The organism is Acetobacterium paludosum (genome assembly GCF_008086595.1).
Classification (GTDB): domain Bacteria; phylum Bacillota; class Clostridia; order Eubacteriales; family Eubacteriaceae; genus Acetobacterium; species Acetobacterium paludosum.
On record NZ_RXYA01000005.1, the window covers coordinates 184,868 to 209,599 of the forward strand.

Below are 24,732 nucleotides of genomic sequence, written 5' to 3' on the forward strand. Positions count from 1 at the left end.
CAACGTGAAAAGCTCCGATTGTTTTAGAAAAAATAATCGGAGCTTTTCTTTTTAATATTATTGAGGAATCACCTTGTTTTTTATTGTCAAAGTTTTATTAAAGACACGTTTGAATTTCTTCCCGCATTCATTGACAATCATGTTGTCAAAAACAGAATGTCCAGTTGTCAGAACATTCAACTGAACTTCTTTATCTATAATCACACAATTCAACTCTTTTACAACCCCATCCATACTGCGATCCAAATATTCAGATATTTGCAAAAAAAGACTCAGCTGATCAATTAATCGACGGTCCTCTTCTCGAAGCAAGTCTACATATTCTTCAGAAACCTTAATCTTTTTGTTCGTACGATGATTAAGTGCAATAAAGGCACTCATTAAAATATCTTTTTGTTCAATCCCCACTAAACCCGCATTGAGAATAATATAAAAGCTATGCTCATGGTGATTTCCATATTGAATTTTAATACCAGAATCATGAAGCATCGCACTGGCTTTTATCATTTTTCCAACATCCCGGCTTATCCCATGCAATGGTTTCAGCTGGTCAAATAATGCATTTGTGAGTTTCAGAACATGATAGGCATGTGGAATATTCACATTATAATTAAGCACAATATCCAATAATGATAATTCAAAAATATCATAAACCAGATTTTCTTCATTATAGCCAAAATAATCAAAAATAATGCCATCCCGAATCCCAGCATTGCTGATGACCAGCTCCGGAGAATCAATATGCTGCATCACCCGTTCAAGCATATGACTGGATCCTACAAAAATATCCGTTCGCCCCTTGGAAAGCCCTTTAAGGTTTGAGCGCTCTGCCAAATTCATCCCTGCAGCCAAATCACAGACCTGCTTAATTTCACCGGGTTTCATATGGTAGTTATGTTCAATCTCCATCGGGTAATCAATCATATTACGGTGAATTCTTGCCACATTTCGAATCGTTCCCCCGACGCCGATAACAGGAAGTCCTTCGGCCTCTGATAAAATTGGAATTTCTTCAAAAAGTTTATTAAGATATTGATCCAACACGTTGATTTTGTTCTCCGATATCTCATCGGCAAGATCAAATTTTTCGGATAAATCAACAGACCCCAAAGGTAGGCTGATGGAAGCAAGCTTCCTGCGATTCTTTATCAGGACAAATTCGGTACTCCCACCTCCGATATCCATTAGTAATGCGTCTTTAATCTCAAGCGTATTGATGGCCCCTAGATAATCCATCGCGGCTTCTTTTTCACCTGAAATAATCTCAACATCCATGCCGATTTTTTTCTTGATCTCTGCCACGTAGTCTTTTCCATTTCGAGCTTTTCGAATCGCCGCCGTTGCAACAGCGATCACCTTTTCAATGCCATATGCCTCACACATACTCTGGAACATCGATAGTGTTTCCAGGCCAAAATCCATACGTTCCTTTTGCAAGCATCCTGTTTCTGCGACTCCTTCACTGAGACGCACATTAACCTTAACGTCATCAATTATTTGGAAATATTCATTGTTAAAATATTCACCAATCACCAGATGAACACTATTGGATCCAATATCGATTACTCCAATATTATGTCTTACCACTATTTTTTTCCTCCCATATCATTACTAAGCAGCATTGCTTTTCTTGCCGCTTCTGATTCTTCTTCTTGTGCTTCTTCACAAAAATATTTTTGGCAGGAAAGCAATTCTTTACCGCGTTTATCAATACGCTGATACTCACCGGTTTCGGTCATCAACCGTGTTTTGATTGTATCTCTTAATGTAATATCAATAATATGTTTAATTTTTTTCTTCAAATCCTCATCTTCCACGGGAAAAAGAGTTTCAATCCGCCTGTTTAAGTTCCGTTCCATCCAGTCTGCACTGGATAGGAAAATGTCTTCTTTTCCCTGATTATAAAAATAATAGATTCGGCTGTGTTCGAGATAAGTTCCGACAATGCTGCGAACGGTAATATTCTCGCTTATTTTGGGGACTCCAGGAATAATTGAGCACATGCCTCTCACAATCAGTTGAATTTCAACACCGGCCTGGGATGCCTCATACAGTTTATTAATGATGCCTTCATCGATGAGGGCATTCATTTTGGCAATAATTTTTCCTTTCTCACCCATTTTCACATTATCAATTTCCCTTTCAATCGCTAAATAAAAGGCATTTCGCAGAGTTTTAGGTGCCACTTCAATTTTTTTCCATAAAGTATAATGACTATAACCCGAAAGAAGATTAAACAATGTTGACACGTCCGAAGCATAGCTTTCTTTCGCCGTAAACATTCCTAAATCAGTATATTGGGCTGCGGTAACATCATTATAGTTTCCCGTTCCTAGGTGAACATAACGCCTTATTCCGTCTGACTCTTTTCGAACAACCAGAATCATCTTACAGTGAATCTTCAAACCCACCAATCCATAAATGACATGGCATCCGGCCTTCTCCAACTTTTTCGCCCAAACAATATTGTTGGCCTCATCAAAACGAGCTTTGAGCTCCACCAAAACCGTGACCTGTTTGCCATTCTGCGCAGCCTGAATTAAAGCTTCAATAATAGGGGAATCTCCGCTGACGCGATAAAGGGTTTGCTTGATTGCCAAAACATCAGGGTCTGACGCTGCCGTACGTACAAAATCGATGACTGTATTAAATGACTGATAGGGATGATGCAAGAGCCGGTCTTTTTCACGAATAACATCAAAAATGTCTTCACGTCCATAAAATTCATTTGACATCAGCGGAATATATCGGGGTTCCCTTAAATCTTCAAACTCAGGCCGTCCCTGAAATTTCATAAAACAGGTTAGATCCAGATTTCCCTTCAACTCGTAGAGTTCATTTTCTTCGATTTCCAACTCATTCATCAGCCACTTTTTCATTTTTTTACTCATCGTCTTCGAGACTTCCAGCTTTATGCTGGCACCCCATTTACGCTGCTGAATTGATTTTTCAATTTCAATCAGCAAATCCTCTGCTTCATCCTCATCAATTGCCAGGTCGCCATTTCTGGTAATTCGAAATTCAGTGACTTGTTTGACATCATATCCTGTAAAAAGTTCATTAACAAATGGACTGATTAAATCTTCTATAAAAATATAATTGAATTCTTTTGCCTCCTGTGATTTCGGCAAAGCAATGATTCGATCAAGCACTTTTGGGATTTCCAGAATCACCATATAATCTTTCTCATCTTTATTCTTTAATTCAGTGTCATGAAGCATGATACAAAGATAAACCCGATTATTTTTTACCAATGGAAATGGACGGCTGTTATCAATAGCCTGGGGAGTCAATACCGGATAACATTCATGTCTGAAATAATGGAGTGCAAAATCTTTGCCTTCTTCATTAAGTTCGTCGAAATTCAAAAAAAACACATTATTTTGATTAAGCTCAGGCATAATTGATTTAGCAAGACAGGTATACTGGCGATCCATCATCTCCTGAGTGATTTTCCTCAAATCTGTCAGGAGTTCTTTCGGGGTAAAGCCATCAATACTTTTCTTGCTATAGCCAACATTGATCTGATCCATAATACCAGCCATCCGCACCATAAAAAACTCATCCAGGTTGGATGCTGTTATAGCCAGGAATTTCAGCCGATCCATAATAAGATTACCTTTATCATAGGCCTCTTCTAAAACACGGTAGTTAAAATCCAGCCAACTAATCTCCCGATTGATAAATAATTTATTTTTCATGACTCTACCCTCTTAATTTTCAATATTGGTTTAATGCCATATACTTCTTCCATTGTATTTCTGCTCGCTTTAAAAAAATACTCTTCCAGTTGAAAGTTTTTTCCCGTTGTCACTTCAACAATCAGTTTTTCCTCTTTCAAATGACACTGGAGCTTTTGAATTTTCTGTTGGCCGCTTTTATCGAGGGCAATCGCCAATTTTAATATCGCCGCAAGTTTTGCCAGGACTAATTGCTCATCTTCATCCTTTGAATACGTATTTTCTTCTTCATTTGAGAGAAAACTGGTCTTCACTGCTTCAGCGACCTTACCCATAAGAGCTTTTTCTTTTTGGGTGACACCGATAAGATCGGTTGTCTCAATAATATGCCGGCTTTGAACCTGATAATTTTTGTGATCAATAAAACTGCCGACCTCAAGTAGATAACACAGGATGGATAGCAACTGTCGTTCACGTTTACCCAACTGATGATACTTTTTCAAAGAATCAAATATTTTAAGGCTCATCCTTTCAACAAATTCGGCATGCTTTTGATTCGTGTGATATTTTTGGCCAATCGCCTTTGCTGAATAGTAACTCCCCTCTTCAATCCATTCAAACAATTGTTGTTTCTTGATGACCTGAAACTCGAAATCCAAATAGGCATCTCCGATCATCATCGGAACCAATACAACGGTTTCAACACCGGTTTCAACCAATAATTTCAAATAAAGTGCGAGGGTATGATTCAGCGTTTCGGCCTCATTTTGATCCAAAAACGGGTTTTGTTTCATTAGCTGGTTCGCGGTAAGATCGGCGGTTGTTTTCCACAGCTTTTTAAATTCTTTTACATTAACGATATAATACTCTTGATGTTCTGTAAAGCCGCATAATTGCGCAATAACATTGACTTCATGTGACGATACAAATAGCCTTTTTACCTTTCGCTTTTGAATGTTTTCGACAATATCTTGAGTGTATGTTGAAATGAATTCCATCAGCAGGGTCTCGAATCGCTCTGCGTTTTCTTCAATGGACTTAAGAATCTCTTTTGTTTTTAAATACCCCAGCTCAGCCGTCTGATGATAGTCAATGATCCCATTTTTCAGCAATGCCACCGATACATTGCCACTTGAAATTGCGGCAAACATCTGATCTTCAGTCTTATCACCGGTAATGTTAAAGGCCGAATCACATTTTAAAACCATATGACGATATATTAAATGGATTTCTTCTTCTTTCTCCAATATTTCGACTTCATAACCACCTGTGTTAATTTTAATCTGCTCTAGAATGTAAAGCCGATTTTTCGCCTCGCGGAGCGCCGTTGTCCCAAATATTTTTATCGATTCGACAGCATATGCATTTGACATCTCAATATATTCTTTAATTGTTTGACACAACGCATACGCAGATTTAAAGCTGATTTCTCCCTTTGCAAAACTCTGGCTTCCAAAACTGATAGGGTACATCGCCCGATCTAGAATATTAATGCAGCCTTTTCCCCTTTGTCCAACAATCAGCTCGCATCTGCTGGAACCGATATAGATAACTGAAAATCGTTTTAACATTACCATCACCCCCAAATCTTTCTATCATTTTATCATATTTTATATAAAATGGATGTTAAAAGTCTAGAAAGAACGACCTTTTTAACTTTTTTTTATATTGAGTTATTTCCAACTACTTGTTATTGTGTCAGCGGTTATTATTCTATGTTACAATATAAAGATAACTATCAACATCAGGAGGAAAAATTTTGCTCGGTACAATTATTAATGCAGCAGCTATTGTCTTCTGCAGTCTTATTGGCCTTTTATTAAAAGAGGCTTTACCTCAGCGGCTTTGCGAAACCATTACTCAGGGACTGGGTCTGGGCGTCGTCATTATTGGCACTACTATGGCTCTTAAAACTGAAAATATTACTTTGATGCTGGTGAGCCTTTTGCTTGGGGCCATTGTTGGCGAACTCATTGATATCGAAAAGCAGCTCAAACGCATCGGAGATACACTTGAATCAAAAATGAGAAAAAGCAATAACAACGTATCCATTGGTTTTGTAAGTGCTTCCTTATTATTCTGCACCGGCTCAATGGCAATAATGGGTTCACTCGAAAACGGCATTACCGGAACCTACAGTATTTTACTCAGCAAATCACTGCTGGACGGAATTTTTGCCATGATTCTTTCTTCAACCATGGGCATTGGCGTTCTACTGTCGGCCATTCCGGTTTTTTTATATCAGGGCAGCATTTCTCTTCTGGCCAATTCAATCAAACCATTCCTTTCAACTGAAATGATCACTGAAATGAATGCTGTTGGGGGTATTCTGATCATGGCCATTGGAATAAACATGCTGAAGATCAAAGAATTCAAAGTCGGCAATCTCCTGCCGTCCATCATCATGCCCATAATTATTCTTTGGATTACTAGTCTTTTGGGGTTGTAATTCATGGTTTCTTTTTCTCATCAGATTTTTTTCAAAAAATTAACTACAATTGTCTTATCACCCTGTGTGTCTCTTGATGGACTGGCAAAACCGGTCCGACCTAAACGCATACAATGATAATCAATTGTAGTTAAAATATATTTTTCTAGTCATATTTATTTTATTGGAGTAATGAATTAATGTTAAAAATTAGATGAGCAGTCCCCGGCGGTGTGCTTTTATATAACCACCACAATAGTTATCCAACCCAAGCAACGCCTTGGATGTCACAATATCGGCCATTGTGTTGGCATTGGTCGGATCCAGTACGTATCCATCCATTCCTAACGTCATGGTTTGAACGACAAACAAGCGGTTGAGAATACCCCGATTCGGCAGACCATATGAAATATTACTGAGTCCGCACATGAAGTGAACATCCGGAAAGTCTGTCTTTATTTTCTTTATCGTATCAAGCACCTCAATTCCGGCAGTACCCACACTGCTGACCGGTTTCACCAATGGATCAAAGTACATATCATCTCCAGCAATACCTTCATTCGACAATTTCTCATGAAGATTTCGGACGACTTTAATTCGATCATCCGCCGTAACCGGCATCCCAGTACTATCCATACACAATACCACAATTTTAGCGTCATATTTTTTTATCAGCGGTAAAACTGAATCATATCGTTCCTCCTCATCAGATATCGAATTGATCATCGGACGACCATTTTTGCACAATGCCAAACCGACATCAAGTGCCGCTGCGCTGGGGCTATCAATGCATAAGGGAAGATCAACTTCATCCTGAATGCTATTGACCAGCCATGCCATTGTTTCCTCTTCATTATTAATCATATTGCCGCAATTTACATCAATATAAGTTGCACCTGCCTTAGCCTGTTGAGCGGCAAGATTGCAGATATACGCTTTATCTTTGTTCATTACTGCTTCTTTTACCGACTTCCGACTCGTATTAATTAATTCTCCTACAATTGTCAGCATGATTATTGCCTCCTCTTTTCATCTAAATCAAGCACTGATTGCCTGCTGTCCGCAAATTTCATACATCATTCTGTCGCAAAGATCAACTGCCGTTGAAGCATCCTCAGAATAACCGTCGGCGCCTATATCATCGGCGAATTCCTGCGTGACCGGTGCTCCGCCGATGATAACTTTAACTTGATCGCGAACCCCTTCTTTGATTAATTGTTTGATGGTGGAATCGATTTTCATCATCGTCGTCGTCAGTAAAGATGACATCCCTACGATTTCAGGCTGATGTTTTTTAACAGCTGCGACAAAATCTTCTTCTTTGACATCTACACCTAAATCAACAACGACATACCCATTGCTTTCCATCATCATAATCAGAAGATTTTTTCCGATATCATGTAAATCGCCATTCACGGTTCCGATGATAATTTTCCCCTTACTTGGCATATCGGCATCCATTATCAACGGTTTAACCAGTTTCATGCCTTCATTCATTGTATCCGCGGATTCCATTACTTCCGGTACAAACATCTCGCCGCTTTTAAATAAAGGAGCAACAATATTCATTCCGGCAATCAGACCTTCATTGATAATCTTAATCGGATCCATACCCTCATCAATCAATGCTTGTACCAATACTTTAATTTCATCCAAATCACCATCTAAAACACATTGCGAAACATTCTCTAAAGTTGCCATTTTAATACCTCCTGGAATTTTTATATTTTTATTTTTACCGTTCTCGTTATTTGTCTTACTCTCTTTTAACGCATCATTTTTTTATAAACCATATTCGCTGGGAATAAATTTGTCCATATCCAACTCTGATTTTATCTGATTGTAGAATTCGATGGCATCATCCGGAATCGTATCAATTTGTTTTTGCATTTTATCAAGCCATTTCATATCGCGTTTATCACTTTTAACTTTTCCTTCATTGATTGCTTTCTTTAATTCTGCTACCGTGAGTTGAGCAGCCATTTTTGTTCTCAGAAAATTATCTTGTGTTTTTACCAGCTCAGCACTAATTCTAAAAACAACATCCGGTTTAAGAACGTAAGCCTGAACATCCAATGCGGCATCAGATTTTACCAGTAAATCTCTAAAAATCAGCTGTTGTCCATTTTCGGTTGCCGCATTCATCAATCGACAGTCGTAAATCAATTGTTCCATACCTACAATCGGAGCCATTTCTGAAAGTAATTTAACCTGTTGAATTGATTCATTACTCCAAGTATCCGCTACTGCTGCCGCAATATTGCCAATCGGACTTAAATGGGCCCCTGCTGCTGATTTACCTTCCATGGAAATTGGACATCCCGTAATGGCCTTGATGAAGGGTCCTTCATAAGCACAGTCTTTGCTTGGTCCGACAGCTCCTTGTTCAAAAGCCACTAGCGCTCTTGGTACTGCAATCACACGAATGACTGCTGCAAAAACGTGTGGGATAAATCCTTTTTCAGCTAATACCATGGCGGTGTTGGCAAAGCCACATGCGGAGTCACCAGCGGCATAACAATCTTTACCGAGACCGGCAATATCCACCAAATTCTTCCATAAGAATTCCATATCTCGACAGCCCAGTACACCTAAAGCAAAAATAGCTTTTCGAATATCCGCTTTAACCAATGCAGAATCATTGATTTCTTTTCCACCTGTCGATTCAATGGAGATAAAATCAGATCCATCTTTTACACTCTGCTCAAAAAGCTCCAGCATGGTATCCCAGTATTTTCCACTCCGCATCACTGGCGGGCGGTTCATTTCTCTTAAATCATTTGGGGTTGTTCGGATCGCTGTTTTTAAACCGTATTTTTCAGCTGCTTCTTTCATGCTGTTTATGAGAATACGATTGATTTCGATTCCATACTTGGGATGCTCTGTAAAATCAGGAAGCGTTTCATATTCTACTAAAACGCCTGGTGTATATAATTCAGCTGCCCGTTTCAAAACGCCGTCGATAATATTTGAATAAATCGTTGCTGCCTTCTTTATAGTTGAATCATTAATATCCATTCCCGGCAAAGTGAAATTAATTTCAGGATAAACCGTTCCACCGCCAATAACCATACCACTTTTTGTCGTTACCGGTTTGGGGCTGGACCCATATACAAAATCATCTAAATTACGATATGCCAGTTGATTAAATTTCTTAGCCATTTTTTTCCTCCAAAATTTTATTTATGAAACTTTAACGGTTGAATTAACCACAACGAAACCCGCCATTCTCACGATTTTTGCTAAAATCTCTTCTCCTTGTTCAGATGCATCTCCGTACACTGGACCAAGGGTAATGTTACCGGATTTTAAATAATTAAGATCCTCTCCAATAATTGGCTGAAGCATCGCTTTGGCTTCTTTTAACATCGCACCGGCAAATAACAGATCCCCGGCGAAATACTTCCCCTGTTCAAACAGCCTGCCAACTTCTTCAGTCCCCTTTTGGCACGCTTTCATCACATTTATTCCTTCATCTCTTGTTGGATTACGAGCAATAAAGTCATCTAATATTTCCACAACTATTTCTTCTTCCAAATTTTTAACATGCCCTATCAACGCCTTACAATCCATATAATCCTCCAACAATTTAAAATAGCAGTAATCTGTTATTTTTAAATTTCCTTACCCCTCCTCTAACGTTCTTTTTTATTTTTAGTCCTGACAGGATTACTAAAATAAATATTTTATATTCTTATCTTACCGTATCATTTATCATTCGTCTTTAGACGATTTTCACTCTATTCGGTATTATCTTGCTTTCTGCATTAATATCGCCAAAAAATAACTATAACCAGCACTATTTATTGTAAATATTGATGGTTATACTATTCAATCATAATTTGTCTTGATCAATCTTTGTGTAGATGATGCTCCCCGCAGATTGGGCAGACTTCATTTTCTTTATGATGATGCGTTTTTTTGATTGTTATTTTCTCGTTTTTTACAATCTCGATATTTATCTGATCGCCGGCTTTTTCAGCTAACAGACAGGATTTTTCTAAAAACTGACAACTTTCATTTTCGCTGATATTTGAAACAAGCGAGTTGATGATCATATTTATTTTATTGATATTATTTTGCTTACAATGAACTTCGCTGTTAATATGATTCAAATCATTGATACAACTATATTTAATAAAATTCGCTTTATCAATTTCTGCTAATGCTTTAATGTGACCAATCAAACATTCCTCATTTTTTGAAATATCATCCACATATGAACGCAGAATGGTATTAATAAGCTTCTGCCACTTTTCTACTGATAAGCATTGCTCTGATCTCAGTTCAACTTTAAAAACAACCGGAAGAAACTCCTCTTGATACATCTAGCTTACCTCCTTTCCCATAAGATATTGGCTAAATTCAGACGTTAATTCGTTGTTTAAGTTCATTTTAAAAGATTTAATGCCGGGTTTAATCGATGCTGCCATCTCTGCTGCTTCCTCCGTTCTCTCTTTTGATACCTCATCAATTTTGTTGATCACTACATATTTTGCTAAATTCACAGAATCCCAAAACAGTGTTTTTAAATGTTTTTGATAAAAGTCGATCCTGGTTGGATCGAAAATAAAAATATTCTGAATGTCACTTTCAGCATATCCACAATTGGTTATGGCCTCATATAAAGCTAATGGATCTGCCACACCGGATGGTTCAAATAATATATAATCTAAATCATCGTTGTTTTCTAGCAAGTGATTAATTGTCGCCTCCAATGTTACTTTCATTGTGCAACACACACAACCGCCAAACAAATCCAGAACATCATAGCCCAACATGCGCATCTGCCGATTATCAATACCCACCTCACCAATTTCATTGATAATAATTGCGCATTTTTTCTGATAAACCGAAGCCATTTCAATCGTTTTTAAAAGCATGGTTGTTTTACCGGAGCCCAGGAACCCGGTAAACAGAATAACTTCCGGGCGATTATTTTTTATCATTTTTCCACCTTTTAAACATTAAAGTAACCTTCCTTATTTCCCAATAGTTTGTTTGCCACCTCAATGGCTTCAAAAAGATCTTTTCCATAACCATTTGCGCCGATTTCATCAGCGTAATCCTGGGTTACCGGTCCGCCGCCAACTACGATCTTAACCCTGTCCCTCAATCCTTCGTCGATGATCGCTTGAATGACATTTTTAAATTCTCCAATGGTCGTTGTTAACAGTGCTGACATCGCGAGAATGTCTGGTTTATATCGTAGAATTGCCGAAATATAGGATGCCGCCGGAACGTCGATTCCTAAATCAATGACATCATAACCATCCCCTTGCAGGATCATTGAAACCATGTTTTTTCCGATATCATGGAGGTCTCCGGCAACTGTCCCAATAATCACAATGCCTTTCTTTTTGCTCTGATTTGTTTCGATCAGCAGTGGCTTTAGAACATAGAGACTGGCATGCATTGCTCTTGATGACATTAACACATCCGGAATATAAATATCCCCTGCCTTAAATTCCTTGCCAATTTTTTCCATCGTTGGAATCAATGCCGTTCTTATGATCATATCAGCATCAATCCCCTGCATTAACGCTTGTTCCGTGGAATTCTTGACAAGTTCTGCATTACCATCAATGATTCCATCCTGAATTTTTTTTAAGCATACATCCATATTTTTCTCCTTTTAAAGGTTTTGTCTAAATTGTGTCGGGGTCATCCCTTCATTACGACGAAAAACTTTTGAAAAATAACTGCCGTCACTGTAACCCAATGTCATAGCGATTTCTTCGATTTTATAACGGGGATTTCTCAGCATTTTTTTAGCTTCGTCCAACTTAACCTTTGTCACATAATCCATAACTGTTATGTTCTGACTTTCTTTGAAAATTCGACTGACGTAAAAAGGGCTTAAATAAACAGAATCCGCAATCTCTTCAAGGGTACGGTTTTTATCATAATTATTCCGAATGAATCCTTTGATTCCCTCAATTGCGGTTCTGTTTTTTGATTTGTGATGATGCTGAATTTCATCCAAATAACGTTCCAATAATGATGTTGCCACAATATTTATTTCTCTGATGCTGTAACAGCTGTTCAATTCCTGCAATAAGTTTGCATTGAAGCTAATCGACTTTTCAATATCAACACCTGCCTCTATAGAAGCTCGTGACATCACCACGATCAATTCATAAACACGGCCTTTAATTTTTAGAATTTTTTCTCCACCCTCAGAAAAAATATCAGCCAGCATCACTTTGAATATTTTTCGACATTCTTCCAAATCATTTAACTTTATTTTTCCAATAAGTGCTTTTTCCTTTTCGAAAAAAAAGTTTAGACTCTGGCTATTGAGTTTCTCTTCAAGATTTTTTCGGGTTTGAATCTCTTCATTTAGTAAAAGTTGTTGCAATTCAAATTCTTTTTTTTGATGTAAGCTTTCCCATCCCGTTTTGATGATATAGTTTGCAATCACATACAAAAGTGATGCTGCCCCCTGAACCTTATCACCTGAAACGACTTGCAGCTTTTTCGCTGCTATAAATAAGTCTTTGAAATCATCGGTCAGGCATCGATTCATTTCTTCTAATTCAATCCAGAAGAATTCTTCCGGCTCCCACATTAAAACCTGTCCACAGATGATGGTTCCTAAATATTCTTCATCAAAAATAATCGGTGCCGCCCATTCAATTAAACCAGCAGGGCATCTGAAAATATAGGGTTCATCAAAAATAGCTGCTTGTTTCCCGGCACGGGCATAGGCACCCACACAACGATTAATGCCTTTCTTTTTTTCCATTTTCCATATCATGTGACAAAATTCACAATTTTTTTGAGCATCTTTTTTTGAAAAAATCGAGTGTCCTTCCACATCAACGATATTTGCTGTTAAACCGGTTACCTTAGTAAAAGCATCTAATATTTTGACAATAATATCTTTATCAACTAGCTGCAGTAATCGTGCCCGATTGGATAGTGTAAAACAATTTTTATTATTAAACTCTTTTTTCATAATTAGCCCGCCTATTCCAAAGAATTGTAAACGTATAATTCCCTATGTTGTAAGGATATCTCATTTTCAACTATATTAATAGGTAATTTATTGCTTTTATTTGTATTATTTTGTGTTGCTTGTATTCTTATTGATACCAAATAATTGGTGTTGGCGGAATTCCAGCACTAATTTTTTGTACAAAAAAAAGAGCCGAAGCTCCTTTTTAAACAATAATATTAGTCTATCGCTGAAAAATCATCTTTACCAACGCCACAGGTTGGGCATTCCCAATCTTCTGGAAGATCAGCAAAAGCTGTTCCAGGAGCTACGCCATTGTCAGGATCACCTAAAGCTGGATCATAAACATAACCACATACATCGCATTCAAATTTCTGCATTTTATTTTTCTCCTATTCATAGTCTTTTTATATTTCTATTATATTTATTCTGAGAAATATTTCAATCTTTTTTATGAATTATTTTAAATTAAATCAAATGAATCTTTTTAGGTTTGCCGCGCCTATCATTCCTGCTTCATTTCTGAACATTGCTAAAACAATTTCCGGCACGGCATTTTGTGGATAGGTTAGCCGTTTTAATGTTTCCATGCGTATTTTTTCAAGCAGAAAATTTCCCGCATAAGATAATCCTCCACCAATCGTATAAATCTCAGGATCAACGATGTCACTAATATTGGCGATTGCCCAACCTAAGTACTTGGCAAGCCGATTAACCGCCTCCAGCGCCAAAGGGTCACCGGCTTTTGCCGCATCGATGATTATTTTTCCGTCCAGCATTTCTTCAGTGGTCAAGGACGATTCAACGCCAAGCTCCATCCGCATTTTACAATAACGAATCAAAGCGGTCGCTGAAGCAAAGGTTTCCAGACATCCGTTTTTACCGCAACCGCAGGAATAGAAATTTTTCTCCATCAGCATATGTCCCACTTCGGTTGCAACGCCATGAGAGCCGGAAATGATCCGACCATTAAGGATGAGCCCCCCTCCCACACCTGTTCCCAACGTAATCATCATCGAACTCGTTTTCCCAAGAGTACTCCCAAAAGCCGCTTCGGCAATACCGGCCGCTGTTGCATCATTTACCAGGTTGACTTCCTGTGTTAATCTAGCTTCGAGGTCTTTTTTCAATGTCACATTTTTCCATCGCAGATTCGGACAAGATACCACGATCGCCCCATCCCCAGACAAAATACCGGGAATTCCAATTCCGATCAACTGCTCATCTGGGGCATACAAAAGCAATTCTTTGATCAATGTCAACAAATCATTCAGCAATTCAGAATATCCGCGGTGACTTTGCGTTTTAATTAAACGTTCCAGCAGAATTTTCCCCTGGTTATTCACTATTCCGCCTTTAATGGTCGTCCCACCTAAATCGATTCCTATTCCCATGCTGTTACCTCACTGTTTATTTTACTGAATTATAACACGATTTTTGTATATATCAGCAGTTTTTTTCCTAATCAGTTGCCAACATTTAAGTCAAGTGATTGTTTTAAAATTGAAATACGGACAACTGATTAACAATTGTCCGTATGATTCCAGCACTTTAAATTAATTATTACTCATAACGCAAGGCATCAATGGGATCAAGCTTTGCGGCCTTATTGGCAGGATAATAGCCAAAGAAAACACCAATACCCATTGAGAAACAAAGAGCGATGATCATCGGAGTAAAAGGTGGAGTTGTCGGAAATTTCAGCAATGAACTCCCTAATACCCCAAGAACTGAGCCGAGGCCCACTCCGATAATTCCGCCGATGAGACAAATAATAATCGCTTCAATGATAAATTGACTGCGAATGGCAGAGTTTCTCGCCCCCAAAGCCTTCCGGATGCCAATTTCTTTTGTCCGCTCGGTTACTGAAACCAACATGATATTCATCACCCCAATCCCCCCAACCAGCAAAGATATTCCGGCGATTACTGAAATGCCAAGTGAGAGGGTGCTCAACATGCTTGTCGCTTCACTGACCATGGCTTCCATGCTTTGAGCTTCAATCGTATAGTCGGATAAGGCTCCCAGATTTTTGATAAAATACTGCTTGGTAATTTGAGCAAAAGCCGTCGTGTCGGTATTTGCTGAAGCCATGATCGTAAAATTTTCATAGCCTGGAATGGCAGTAGATTGAGAATTCAGAGCCTTTGCCGTGGTAATCGGAATAAAACACTCAATCCGAGTATCATCTCCCATATTGAATAACGGATTGTCAATAACTACTTTTTCATATACTCCGATAATCGTATAGGTTTCATTGGTATTTTTAGTTTCTACCGTAATATCCATGCCTGTTGGATCGCCATTGACACCAACCAAATTATTTCTTAGGGTGGTATCAATGATGATGACGTTTCTGGAACTTTGAATATCCCGATCAGAAATAAAGCGCCCTTGAACCAGGTTGATGTTATTAACTAAACGATAATCCGGGTTTGCTCCAGTGACACTGACATCTTTGTGAACATACCCGCTGTTAAGCTTGCCGGAGCCAAGACTGCTTGAAAGGCTGATTGCTCTAATTTGATCAGCATAAGTTTCTTTAAAGCTGTTAAGCTCATCCTGAGTGATGTAATCCTCCGGCTGCAGAGTGGCCTGGGAATCATAATTTTTAGGAGTTAAATACACCGAAATATTTTTTCCACCAATTTTGTCCATTGTTTTTGAAACAGAACCAGTCATCGCCGAACCAAGAGTTGAAATTGCCATAACCGAAGCAATCCCAATAATGATTCCCAGCATCGTTAAAAGGGCCCGCATTTTATTCGCTCTTAAACCTTCCAGAGCCAGCCGAATATTTTCAAGCAGATTCATAGCTTCCCTCCAACTGAATTTTTTCATTAATTTTATTTTCCACAATTGAACCATCCTTGAGGCGGATAGTTCTTTCTGTTTCCAGAGCTAATTCGGTGTTGTGGGTAATCAGAATAATCGTTTTTCCCTGTTCCTGATGGAGACGGTGAAAAATATCCATGACCATCCGACCCGTGTGGGTATCCAATGCCCCGGTGGGTTCATCTGCAAGAATAATGGCCGGATCGTTGGCCATCGCTCTGGCAATGGCGACCCGCTGTTTTTGACCGCCTGACAATTCGTTGGGGCGATGATGGGAACGTGCAGTCATATCAACTAACTCAAGCAGTTCTTTTGCCCGTTTTGTCCGTACGCTTCGGGATTTTCCGCCATAGAGCATCGGGAGAGCCACATTATTCAACGCTGAGGAACGGGGGATCAGATTAAAGGTCTGAAAAACAAAACCAATTTTTTCATTTCGTATTTTTGATAAGCCCTCATCTTTGACATTTTCCATCGGAAGTTGATCCAGAAAAAAATGTCCCTGAGTGGGGCGATCCAATGCTCCAAGGATGTTCATTAAGGTAGATTTTCCAGAGCCAGAAGCCCCGACAATGGACAAAAACTCGCCTTCATAAACATCGAGATCAATTCCGTGGAGAATTTCCAGTTCATTAGGAGTTCCCAGATAATAAGATTTGACAATTCCTCTCATTTCAATTATTTTTTTTCTCATATTATACAGTTGCTCCTGCTTCTAGGGAAACCGCATTGCCTGGTTGCAGCGCTTGGGGTTGAACAATAACCGCCATACCGGGAGTGAGTTGGTCGCCAGATATTTCTGCAAGCGAGTCTGTTTCCATACCGAGCGTGACCGGAATGGATGCAACTACCCAGGTACCCGCTTTATCCGGATTTTCTTTTGCAATATAAATGCATGCCTGTCCCGAGTTATCCGTAACCAGAGCATCGAAGGGAACGCTGAAGACATCATTTTTTTCTTCACTTATAATGCTCAACCGGGTGGTCATCCCTATTTTAAGTCCCTGAACATTTGCAGGAAGATCAACCTGGATTTCGAACTCAGCGTTTTTTGTGGTCGCATCTGTTGAAGGCTGCGTATCTATTGCTGTTGGTGCGATTTTACTGAGGTTGCCCGAAAAAGTCTGATCTCCGGTGGCATCAGATTTCACCGTTACCGCCATATCTTCATGAATAAGGTTTAAATTCACCTCTTTTATTTTTCCTCGAACTTTAAGATCACTGGTGTCTTCAATCGTAAAAAGCTCGCCACTGGCCATCGCTCCTTTGATGGCATTCACAGCGGTTATGGTACCACTGGTATCCGCTTTTACATTGGTATAGGTATCCGTGGCTTTGTTGTAAAGCTGACATAACCAGTCTCCGCTACCAACCCAATCACCAACAGACACATATATTTTTTCGATCTTATCGCCACTGGCATCACTCACTTTGACTTTTGTGGTGCTTTCCACAACCCCTGTCGCCGAAATCGTATTTTGAAGGGTTCCTTTTGCAAGCGGGGATGTTTTTACAATGGTCCCAGTGGTGTTTGTTGTTTGTGAGCCGGCATAAACAAAAGCTCCTCCGCCAATCACAATGGCTGCTCCGATTACAATACACAGGATTATTCCTTTTTTCTTCATCATTTTCTTGTATGATCTGGATGCAATTCAAATCATACTTCTCCCTCTTAAATAATTTTTGTTGTTGTTTCAAAATCACTTCTATTCTATTATTAATTTATTCCAAATTCAAATGTTTTTCCATAATATACTGAGTGCAAAAATAAAACATGACACATAATGCCAAGTTAATTAAGGTTGTGCCATTGATAAACCACTGTGCTGCTTTTATCCCATCAATACCCGAAAAAAGTATATCCAGATTAGCCAGAAGGGGCACGGCTACCAGTATAATCGATACAATGATCTGTAAAACAATGGTAATCACAATATAGGCTCCAAAAGAAGCTAAAACACGATGTTGATTAAACAATTGCCCGATAGAGATAGAAGCATAAATCAACAGGATGGATGAAATCGCACTAACAAGCATACATAAGAATAATTCAAATAAAATTATATTAAGACTCATTCCAAACTGAGTATTAAAATCGGTATAAGCCATGTTGATATCCTGAACCACTTCCATCATTGAAAAACTTCCAAATGAAAGAATAAAAATAGAAATAACCAGCATTAAACAGCAAACGACTGACCACATTAATCCCACCAATAATTTGGACAATATCAGTTCCCAGGTTTTAACTGGTAAGCTGAACATTAAATAGCCTTCATCAGTAAATAGATTTTTATAAAACCGTTGTATAATAACCACGAAGGTCATCACACATAATGCCGTGATGACAATGACATATAGAGTAAAAGTGATTCCCAAAATGACTTCTGCAACCGGGCCTGTTGCAATATCATCGGTAAAAAAGTCCGGTGCCCCAATGGTTAATGCCATTTTTGTGAAAATTGTTAATATTAGTAACGCGCCATACATCGGTAAAAAAGTTCTTCCCGTCGCCTTTACTTCATGTTTAAATAACTTTCCTAACATTTGAACACCTCCCTGAATAATCCATCCACTGATTTATTATACTTTTCCCTGATTTCATCGACTGTGGATGTCATGGTTATTTCTCCCTTTGAAATGAAAACAATATCATCCAGCACCTGCTCGATATCGGCAATCAGATGCGTTGAAATGATCACTGATGCATTCTCTTTATAATTGGTAATAATCGTATTGAGGATGTAATCCCTTGCAGCCGGATCGACTCCGCCAATCGGTTCATCTAATAAATATAGTTCTGCCGAACGGCTCATAATCAAAATCAGCTGAACTTTCTCTTTGGTTCCTTTGGACATGGTTTTCAATCGATCACTGGGATTGATGTTCAATTCTTTCAACATGTTTTCCGCTTTGATGCGGTTGAAATCTTCATAGAAATCTTCAAAGAAAGCGATGATATCTTCCGCCCGCATCCAACCGTTTAGATAGGTTCTTTCTGCCAAATAGGATGTTTTAGCTTTCGTTTCAACGCCCGGAATTGCCCCATCAATGGTTATTTCTCCCTCCGTTGGAACAAGTAAACCCGTTGCCAATTTTAAAAATGTACTTTTTCCGCTGCCGTTTGGTCCTAGTAATCCAATAATTCGGCCTCTGGGGATCTCCACGTTTACGTTGGAAAGGGCAATCTTCTTGCCAAAACTTTTTGTCAAGTTCTTAGCGCTTAGTATTATCATTGCTGTTTTCCCCTTCCTCAACCTTTTTAATCAATGTCAAAATTTCTTCTTTTCCAAAGCCAAGCAGTTTCATTTTTTCAAAGAACTGTTCGATTTCTCTAAAAGCTAAAGCCTTCTTTACTTCATCTATCACTTTTTTATCCTCCGTAATATATCTGCCACTTGTTCGCTGTGCAAAAACAAGATCCATTCTTTCAAGCTCTGCTAATGCTTTTTGCATGGTATTGGGGTTCACGCCAGCATCCATTGCCAAATCTCTTACTGAACTAAGTTTATCTCCTGGTGAATAAACTCCTGAAATGATTCTAAGCTCAATTTGTTCCACCAGTTGTTTATAAATAGGTCGATCTGAATCAATGTACCATTTCATCGCCGTCCTCCTTTGTATTATTGTATTGTTGTACTGCTTGCTTAATACAATAATACTATTTGTAAGTTTTGTCAATGGTTTTTCGATTTTTTGACAAAAATAAAAATAAACTCGCAATCCGAGTTTACAAACTGTCGATAAGTAGCTAAAATGCAAAAATAAATCCTGAAGACAAGTGTAACATCCGTTGTCTCCAGGGCGAGGTTGTCAACTAAGCATTTCACCGTCTTTTTTTCTTTTTACGAATCGAAATCATCAGGCCGCCACTAAGAATAATGGCTGTTATATAACCAATCGTCCCTAAAGCGGGGATTCCTAACAGCTTTGGGGTCATATCCGTGGTTGCAATAAAGCTTGATCCGATCAACAAAGCAGCATTGATAATACAGACAACAATCTTGTTAACCATTTTATCAACTTCAGCCAGTGGCTCCTCTGATCCTATAAGCTCCAAATTAACCTTAATCTGTCCCTTGTTCGCAAGACTGAGAAAATCCGATATTTGTCCTGGTACACTAATCGCTTTTTCACTAGATATGATAAACTTACGTCCATTGTCTTCAATAATCTTGTTTAAATCAAAACCACCAGCTTCCTGACCAGCAATGTGATTTGCCATAATATTTACAATATTAGTACTTGGAGATACCGTCGTTATAACGCCTTCAATCGTTATCATTCCACGGCTTAACATACTGATGCCGCCTGGCATTGCAATATGGTTCTCACTGGCAATGCGCAATATTTCTTCCAGCAATCTACCCATGTTGATGTTGCTGAATTCTTCCGTTCCATATTCCTCAAGCATGCCGGCAATCGCTTCATACAATTGGGGCTGATTAATTCGTCTCCCCTTGTGAACGCCTAAAGCTAAAACGGCACCTTTGAGCATCTCCACATCACCTGTGGCAACAGCCTTGACATAACGTCTTAAAACGCCCATCTCACGTTTGGATAATCTCCCCATCATTCCCAAATCGATCCAGACAATTTGCCCATTTCGAATGAAGATATTACCCGGATGAGGATCGGCATGAAAAAAGCCATCGTCAATAATTTGTTTAACATAATTTTCCGACAACTTTTTCCCTATTTCCTGCAGATCATACCCTTCCACGGATAAGGCCTCTGTTTCATCAATTTCAATGCCCTCGACAGCTTCCATGACCAATACTTTTGAAGTCGTAAACTGCTTGTAAATGAGAGGACAACTTATATAATTAATGAGGGCATTGAATTCATAAAACAATTGAGCGTTCTGAGCCTCGATCAAAAAATCCATTTCCTGTTGAGCGGTGCTCCACATCTCATCCACAATCATTTTAAAATCAATCACATCACCAATTCCACTGGCAACATTTAAAATCCCGGTTGCTCGATTCAGAAGCACAACATCCTGAGCCATTATCCGATAGATTCCCACCCGTTGAACCTTTATAACAACCTTTGATCCATCATTTAATTCAGCCTCATGCACCTGGGCAATGGAGGCTGAACCTAAAGGTTCTTTTTTGATCACGCGGAAAACTTCTTTTGCCGGGTGCTGGTATTCTTCTTCAATAATTTTTATAACAGTTTCAAAAGGCATTGGTTTTACCTGGGATCTTAGTTTTTCAAGTTCCAGGCAATAATCATAAGGCAAAACATCCCGCCTCATGGACATCATTTGACCGATCTTAATAAAGGTCGGCCCCAGATCTTCGATGATCAGTCTCAATTTTTCCGGGGTCAGCCCTTTGGTAATTTCATGTTTCATAAGAATAGCAATGATTTTTCCAAGTCTTCTTCCATTGGTGTCTATTTTTTTATTATTCAGTTCATCCATTATTGTGATTGGATCACTGACACTCATCTATTCCGCTTTTTTCAGATGGTTCTGTCTCCATCATCTCAATTGTTTCTTTGATCTTTTGAATTTCTTCAGGTGTCATTTTATTCAAGTTTTCAACAACCGTATCAACTGTTGGTGGAGTTTCTGGATGAATAACATTCACCGTAACATTGTCCTTAATCGTTTCTTTAATATTGTGTTTCAACTCTTCATTTAATACTTTTCCCTGTTCTACCGTTAATTCACCCTTTACCACAAGCTCATCAATAAGCTCTTTAGATTTTTCAGCCGTAGTAGCCACAGCTCCAACTCCAAACAAAAATATTCTTCTTAAATCTTCACCAATATTTTCCAACATGTTTTCTCCTCCTTGTAATTTGAATTTTATATTTATATTATACCCTAATCTGAATGATTAATCCTGTAATTTAAATCCGCCCTCAGTTAATGCCTTCCTGATTTCCAGAATATGCTCGTAATTTCTGGTCTCAAGTTCAATACGCAGGAAGCATCCATTAATATCTGAACCTTCATTGCTACGTTCATGATGAATTGAAATTACATTTCCCCCACAATCTGCGATAATCTGAGAAACGCCCTTTAATTGTCCCGGTTTATCAATCAACTCAATATTAAGTGAGCAGGACCGCCCTGATGTTAACAGTCCTCGTTTTATAATCCTTGATAAAATGGTAACATCAATATTCCCCCCTGATATGAGGCATACCACTTTTTTTCCCTTAATCGGAAGTTTGCCAAACATGGCCGCCGCAACTGCTACCGCACCCGCACCTTCAGCAATCAGCTTTTGCTGTTCAATCAGGGTCAGGATGGCTGTTGAAATTTCATCTTCCGTGACCGTTACAATTTCGTCAACATACTTACTGCAAAGATCAAACGTTATTTCCCCAGGTTGTTTTACTGCAATCCCATCAGCGATGGTGTTGGCATGTGACAGGCAGCATACTTTTTTCTCTTTTAGCGATGTCTTCATACTCGGTGCTCCTGAAGCCTGAACCCCGTAAACTTTCACATCAGGCTTAAGTGACTTAATAACATAGGCAATTCCCGATATAAGTCCGCCCCCGCCAATCGGAACAATCACTGCATCCATATCCGGAAGGCTTTCAAGCAGCTCCAATCCGATGGTTCCCTGTCCGGCAATCACATCATCATCATCAAACGGATGAATAAAGGTATAACCCCTTTCTGCTTGAAGCTCCAGCGCTTTAGCATAAGCTTCATCATAGCCACCTTCTACCAAACATACCTCAGCACCATAGGACTTTGTTGCTTCAACCTTCGAAATAGGCGCTCCATCCGGCAGACATATCAGCGCTTTGATATTATTGATGGCGGCCGCCATAGCAACACCCTGGGCATGATTTCCCGCCGAACAGGCGATGACCCCTTTGGACCTTTCTTCTTCAGTTAGCTGTGAAATTTTATAGCATGCTCCACGGACTTTGAAAGATCCGGTAATTTGCAAATTTTCCGTTTTTAGATAGATCTCACTGTCCGGACAGATTTTTGGTGCATGAATTAAATCCGTGGGACGGATGTATTTTTTCAATGTAAAAGATGCATGATAGATTTTATCGAGTGTCAACATTTTTTATTTCTCCTAAGTATATTTTGTTTGTTATTCCGGTTTTGCACTCTGCTCCGGATACCATTCGATAAACCACATGGTAAAGAAAACACCCGGAACCAGTAAAGCAAGTGGGAAAATGGCTGCTAAGTATGTCATAAACGTCGTGTTAAGCCAAATTGTGATGACGCCCTGAATAATGAAAATTCCAGACCAGACCAAAGTTAAAATCCGGTTTGTTTTTAGAAACAATGCATTTCTCAATGCATTTCTGCCATTAAAAAAATGCAAATAATCTGCCGTTAACGGAACTGTCTTCAATAGTGAAACCAGCCAGATTAAAGCAAGACTAAAATATTCAATAATTGCAAAAGTATTGCCATCGAAATTTTTTCCAAAAGTCATGAAAATCAATGTGTATAGTGAAAACAACAAAAGTGTCCCCTTTTCGAAATAGACCAAATCAGCACCTCTTTTTATGGTACATAAGATGCCACAAATCACCAGCGGAATGACAATACCAAATAAAGCACTATAATCTAAAAACAGCAAACTAACGATCCACGGGACGATTGTCAGGAAAAACCAATAAGGTGTGTTTTTAAAACTAATGGGAACCACCTTCTTTTTCTTTTCCGGATTAAGTGCAACACTCCCAAACAACCCATCAAAAAAAGCATTTAACAAATTCATGTCTCCCACAACTGAATATTTTTTTTCGATTAGAGCTTGCGCCGCATCAATTTTTCCCTCAAATATCCGTTCCAGTGTTGATAAATTTAGATTGATCGAGGCTGTTTCGTCCTTAAAATCATTTTTAAGCAATGTACATTCATTATTTTTTACGACCAATTGGTATCGTTCTTTAAGATCTGTGAAGTCGATTTGCAAAACAGCGTCCAGATCTGGGCGCACCTTCGGATTAAATGCCGCCAGAACCTGTTTCATATAGGTCCAGGCAATCAATCCGCCATCTAAATCTCTCATCCGGATATCATCAACCCCCCAGCTCAGATTGGCTGTTTTTAAATAGGTAGGAATTTCTATAAAAGGTTTTTCAAGACCTTCACGAATGTTGTCTGGAATTTTCAAATGCTCACTGTATTCTTTTCCCGCAATTCTGACTAAATCAAGATAATGAACCGTGAGATTATCAAGTTGTGATATGCCGAGCAATTCACCTTCAATGCATAGTATTTTTTCCCATTTATCTGCTCCGAATAAATTGTTGAATTGTGCTACAACACCTTCATAATTGTTTTTAGTTGTCGGCAAACCGCAAGTACTGATTAAAATATGCTTTTTATTCTTCATTTTTTCAGGATTCCGAAAAGGCCGTCCATAAGTACCGCCGCCTTCTGGATCCATGAACGGTAATAATAATGGGGTCGTCCGTTCCATAAATTTTTTCATAATACTTGAAATTCCACAATGATAAAGGGGGGTTGTCCAGATAATGATATCAGCCTCTTCATATTTGGTTATAAGCTCAGTCATATCATCTTGAATAACACACTGACCGGGTGTTGTTCTCCAACAGAAAAAGCATCCTGTACAGGCACTGATATTTTGATCTGCTAAATGAACGGTCTCAATTTCAAAATCTTTTGCATTTTCAGCTAGACCTGACAAAAAACTCTCAGTTATTTTCATGGTAAAGCTTTTATCACTTTTATCACTTTTATGACTGCCATTTAATATTAAAATTTTACGCATTTTTCCCTCCTTTTTCTTAACAATATTTTTTTCAATCTCTTTTGAAGTATTATATCAAAAATAACTCTGGTAGAATACCCCATA

24 protein-coding genes are annotated in these 24,732 nt (G+C 38.7%); 1 reads left to right on the plus strand and 23 read right to left on the minus strand.

The features are described from left to right. Positions 1 to 57: 57 nt before the first annotated feature. From ppx to FZC41_RS07235, 3 genes are read right to left on the minus strand one after another with little or no spacing between them, the layout of a single operon-like run. Positions 58 to 1,587, minus strand: coding sequence for an exopolyphosphatase (gene ppx, locus FZC41_RS07225; protein WP_148566726.1), 1,530 nt, complete (start codon positions 1,585 to 1,587; stop codon positions 58 to 60). Further along, positions 1,587 to 3,701, minus strand: coding sequence for an RNA degradosome polyphosphate kinase (locus FZC41_RS07230; protein ID WP_148566727.1), 2,115 nt, complete (start codon positions 3,699 to 3,701; stop codon positions 1,587 to 1,589). The genes ppx and FZC41_RS07230 overlap by 1 nt, the downstream gene beginning before the upstream one ends. Next, complete coding sequence (locus FZC41_RS07235) at positions 3,698 to 5,251, minus strand: Ppx/GppA phosphatase family protein (RefSeq protein WP_170253895.1); 1,554 nt, start codon at positions 5,249 to 5,251, stop codon at positions 3,698 to 3,700. Before FZC41_RS07235 ends, FZC41_RS07230 begins: the two co-directional genes overlap by 4 nt. Before the next feature lie 188 nt (positions 5,252 to 5,439). Here FZC41_RS07235 and FZC41_RS07240 point away from each other — a divergent pair, with 188 nt between their 5' ends. After that, the gene (locus tag FZC41_RS07240; protein ID WP_148566729.1) at positions 5,440 to 6,129 is read left to right on the plus strand and encodes a DUF554 domain-containing protein; all 690 of its coding nucleotides are present in this window, start codon (positions 5,440 to 5,442) and stop codon (positions 6,127 to 6,129) included. Between the two features lie 189 nt (positions 6,130 to 6,318). Here the strand turns inward: FZC41_RS07240 and FZC41_RS07245 are convergent, their stop codons facing one another. The 20 genes from FZC41_RS07245 to FZC41_RS07340 all read right to left on the minus strand — a co-directional run bounded on the left by FZC41_RS07245 (position 6,319) and on the right by FZC41_RS07340 (position 24,648). Further along, on the minus strand, positions 6,319 to 7,116 hold the full coding sequence (locus FZC41_RS07245; protein WP_148566776.1) for a methyltetrahydrofolate cobalamin methyltransferase: 798 nt from the start codon (positions 7,114 to 7,116) through the stop codon (positions 6,319 to 6,321). 30 nt (positions 7,117 to 7,146) lie between these two features. Continuing rightward, entirely contained in the window at positions 7,147 to 7,809 is a 663-nt protein-coding gene (locus tag FZC41_RS07250; protein WP_148566730.1) for a cobalamin B12-binding domain-containing protein, read from the minus strand. 81 nt (positions 7,810 to 7,890) lie between these two features. Then, positions 7,891 to 9,270, minus strand: coding sequence for a methyltransferase MtaB domain-containing protein (locus tag FZC41_RS07255; protein ID WP_148566731.1), 1,380 nt, complete (start codon positions 9,268 to 9,270; stop codon positions 7,891 to 7,893). 21 nt (positions 9,271 to 9,291) lie between these two features. Further along, complete coding sequence (locus FZC41_RS07260) at positions 9,292 to 9,681, minus strand: B12-binding domain-containing protein (RefSeq protein WP_148566732.1); 390 nt, start codon at positions 9,679 to 9,681, stop codon at positions 9,292 to 9,294. A 278-nt stretch (positions 9,682 to 9,959) separates the two neighbouring features. Then, the gene (locus FZC41_RS07265; protein ID WP_148566733.1) at positions 9,960 to 10,436 is read right to left on the minus strand and encodes a hypothetical protein; all 477 of its coding nucleotides are present in this window, start codon (positions 10,434 to 10,436) and stop codon (positions 9,960 to 9,962) included. After that, complete coding sequence (locus FZC41_RS07270; protein ID WP_148566734.1) at positions 10,437 to 11,057, minus strand: GTP-binding protein; 621 nt, start codon at positions 11,055 to 11,057, stop codon at positions 10,437 to 10,439. An 11-nt stretch (positions 11,058 to 11,068) separates the two neighbouring features. Continuing rightward, positions 11,069 to 11,731, minus strand: coding sequence for a cobalamin B12-binding domain-containing protein (locus tag FZC41_RS07275; RefSeq protein WP_148566735.1), 663 nt, complete (start codon positions 11,729 to 11,731; stop codon positions 11,069 to 11,071). Between the two features lie 12 nt (positions 11,732 to 11,743). Then, complete coding sequence (locus FZC41_RS07280) at positions 11,744 to 13,069, minus strand: PocR ligand-binding domain-containing protein (RefSeq protein WP_207725032.1); 1,326 nt, start codon at positions 13,067 to 13,069, stop codon at positions 11,744 to 11,746. A 218-nt stretch (positions 13,070 to 13,287) separates the two neighbouring features. Further along, positions 13,288 to 13,449: a rubredoxin gene (gene rd, locus FZC41_RS07285; RefSeq protein ID WP_148566737.1), complete on the minus strand. Its 162-nt coding sequence runs from the start codon at positions 13,447 to 13,449 to the stop codon at positions 13,288 to 13,290. A gap of 93 nt (positions 13,450 to 13,542) precedes the next feature. Then, positions 13,543 to 14,463, minus strand: coding sequence for an ROK family protein (locus tag FZC41_RS07290; protein WP_148566738.1), 921 nt, complete (start codon positions 14,461 to 14,463; stop codon positions 13,543 to 13,545). A 169-nt stretch (positions 14,464 to 14,632) separates the two neighbouring features. Then, positions 14,633 to 15,883 (minus strand): ABC transporter permease, encoded by a 1,251-nt coding sequence (locus FZC41_RS07295; protein WP_148566739.1) that lies wholly within the window; start codon positions 15,881 to 15,883, stop codon positions 14,633 to 14,635. Next, the gene (locus FZC41_RS07300) at positions 15,870 to 16,598 is read right to left on the minus strand and encodes an ABC transporter ATP-binding protein (protein WP_148566740.1); all 729 of its coding nucleotides are present in this window, start codon (positions 16,596 to 16,598) and stop codon (positions 15,870 to 15,872) included. Before FZC41_RS07300 ends, FZC41_RS07295 begins: the two co-directional genes overlap by 14 nt. A 1-nt stretch (position 16,599) precedes the next feature. Beyond that, complete coding sequence (locus FZC41_RS07305) at positions 16,600 to 17,532, minus strand: efflux RND transporter periplasmic adaptor subunit (RefSeq protein ID WP_148566741.1); 933 nt, start codon at positions 17,530 to 17,532, stop codon at positions 16,600 to 16,602. Positions 17,533 to 17,626: 94 nt separating this feature from the next. Next, a complete protein-coding gene (locus tag FZC41_RS07310; protein WP_148566742.1) occupies positions 17,627 to 18,451 on the minus strand; it encodes an ABC transporter permease in 825 nt (274 codons plus the stop codon). Further along, positions 18,445 to 19,140 (minus strand): ABC transporter ATP-binding protein, encoded by a 696-nt coding sequence (locus tag FZC41_RS07315; RefSeq protein ID WP_148566743.1) that lies wholly within the window; start codon positions 19,138 to 19,140, stop codon positions 18,445 to 18,447. The genes FZC41_RS07310 and FZC41_RS07315 overlap by 7 nt, the downstream gene beginning before the upstream one ends. Beyond that, entirely contained in the window at positions 19,121 to 19,510 is a 390-nt protein-coding gene (locus FZC41_RS07320; RefSeq protein ID WP_148566744.1) for a GntR family transcriptional regulator, read from the minus strand. The genes FZC41_RS07315 and FZC41_RS07320 overlap by 20 nt, the downstream gene beginning before the upstream one ends. Positions 19,511 to 19,730: 220 nt before the next feature. Continuing rightward, positions 19,731 to 21,362 (minus strand): ABC1 kinase family protein, encoded by a 1,632-nt coding sequence (locus tag FZC41_RS07325; RefSeq protein WP_148566745.1) that lies wholly within the window; start codon positions 21,360 to 21,362, stop codon positions 19,731 to 19,733. Continuing rightward, positions 21,349 to 21,699: a phasin family protein gene (locus tag FZC41_RS07330; RefSeq protein ID WP_186855140.1), complete on the minus strand. Its 351-nt coding sequence runs from the start codon at positions 21,697 to 21,699 to the stop codon at positions 21,349 to 21,351. Before FZC41_RS07330 ends, FZC41_RS07325 begins: the two co-directional genes overlap by 14 nt. A 57-nt stretch (positions 21,700 to 21,756) precedes the next feature. Continuing rightward, on the minus strand, positions 21,757 to 22,953 hold the full coding sequence (gene ilvA / locus FZC41_RS07335; RefSeq protein WP_148566746.1) for a threonine ammonia-lyase: 1,197 nt from the start codon (positions 22,951 to 22,953) through the stop codon (positions 21,757 to 21,759). 30 nt (positions 22,954 to 22,983) lie between these two features. Beyond that, positions 22,984 to 24,648 (minus strand): NAD(P)H-dependent oxidoreductase, encoded by a 1,665-nt coding sequence (locus tag FZC41_RS07340; protein WP_148566747.1) that lies wholly within the window; start codon positions 24,646 to 24,648, stop codon positions 22,984 to 22,986. Between the last annotated feature and the right edge of the window lie 84 nt (positions 24,649 to 24,732).